Here is a 1,661-nt window from a genome sequence, read left to right as displayed (position 1 = left end):
TCCAGAGCTAAGGCTGAAACTAGTTCCTGAAAAAACACCCTGCTACCCGGAAAGTAGAATTCACGTGCTTTGATATTGTTCTTTGCACCCCAAGCGACCCAAACAGTACCAACTGGCTTTTCTTCGGTACCGCCATTTGGACCAGCGATGCCTGATACCGACACTCCTATGTCTGCACCACTTAATTCGAGCACACCCGCCAGCATCTCTCTGACAACAGGCTCGCTCACAGCACCATACTTATCCAAAGAGTCTTGCGACACGCCAAGTACTCGATGTTTAATCTCATTGGAATAAGAGACAACACCCGCTTCAAACACTGCCGATGCGCCGCTAATCTCTGTCACTAAAGAAGCTATCTTGCCGCCCGTACAAGACTCGGCAAAGGTAAGCGTTTTACTTTCGGCATTAAGCTTATCTACGACAACGTGAGCAATAGAGCGTTGATCCTTAGTGACAATATGATCACCAAGCAATGCTTCTATCTTCTTGCCCCATTCACCTAAAGTAGCATGATGTTCTAGCCTATCAACCTTCAGTTTCAGTTCTATTAGAGGTAGAGAGGCTCGAAAGCCTATCTCAATGCAAGCAGGCAAATCCGGAAAGGTCTGAGCCAGCACCTGCTGAAGTTTTGATTCACCATAACCAAAAACGCGGTAGCGAAGGCGCTTCACCTCAATATCACTCGGTAAAGTAACCTTTAGACTCGGTAAGATCTCCTCACGCAGCATCAGCTCAAGTTCTTTCGGTACACCCGGAGTACAATAAATCTGACAATCATTATGAGGCGCCCAAAAACCCACTGCAGAACCGATACTATTTGCCAGCAAAGCAATCCCTTCGGGCAGCATCGCCTGCTTTTTGTTGGCATCACTTAAATGGTAGTTGCGTTGCTGACACCAAGAGCTCAGGTGTGCCAGAGCTTGCTCGTGCTGCTTGATTGGCTTGCCTAGAACTTTAGCCAGAGCTTCTGCCGTCATGTCATCTGTTGTCGGCCCTAAGCCACCGTTAACAATCAGAACATCAAAGTGCTGACTTAAGCGCTCTATTTCTGAAACCAATAGGTCTAGTTCATCAGGAACGGTCGCCTTGTAAGCCACCTGAATACCTTGATCAAGACAGTATTCAGCGATCATCGCCGAATTACTATCAACAATATCACCGGTCATCAACTCGGAACCTGTCAGCAGCAATGCAATCTTCATAGTTTAAGCCTTCAGCTCTTCTGCCAAGCTTACTGATCGATCTGCTGCGGCCTGCATTGCCTCATCGACAATTTCAAGCAAGCCCTTCTCTTCGAAAGTATGAATCGCTCGCTCTGTTGTTCCGCCGGGAGACATCACATTGCGCTTTAGCTGGGCTGGTGCCACATCACCACTAAGCACCATTTCAGCGGCACCCGCTACGGTTTGTGCTGCCAGCTTTCGAGCCGTATCTGCAGAGAGCCCTTGTTTTATCGCGGCTGCTTCCATCGCTTCGATCATCAAAAAGATATACGCTGGCCCTGAACCTGACAAGGCCGTCACTGAGTGAATCAAGCTTTCCTGATCTACCCATTCAACCAAGCCAATTGCCTGAAACAATTCATCTGACAAGTTCTTTTGTTCATCGCTTACATTCGCATTCGCGATCAAGCCGCTCGCACCCTTGAGTACCTGGGC

2 protein-coding genes are annotated in these 1,661 nt (G+C 48.2%); both read right to left on the bottom strand.

From position 1 onward, the window contains the following. Positions 1–1,205 (bottom strand): CinA family nicotinamide mononucleotide deamidase-related protein (locus A3763_RS13490; RefSeq protein ID WP_068760130.1); only part of this gene is annotated, 1,205 nt, incomplete at its 3' end. Positions 1,206–1,208: 3 nt separating this feature from the next. Beyond that, positions 1,209–1,661: pyrroline-5-carboxylate reductase (locus A3763_RS13485; RefSeq protein WP_304440814.1), on the bottom strand; the 453-nt coding region annotated here is incomplete at its 5' end.

The organism is Oleiphilus sp. HI0128 (assembly GCF_001635365.1).
The sequence above is the reverse complement of the archived record's forward strand: the minus strand, read 5'-3'. Positions and strand labels throughout refer to the sequence as shown.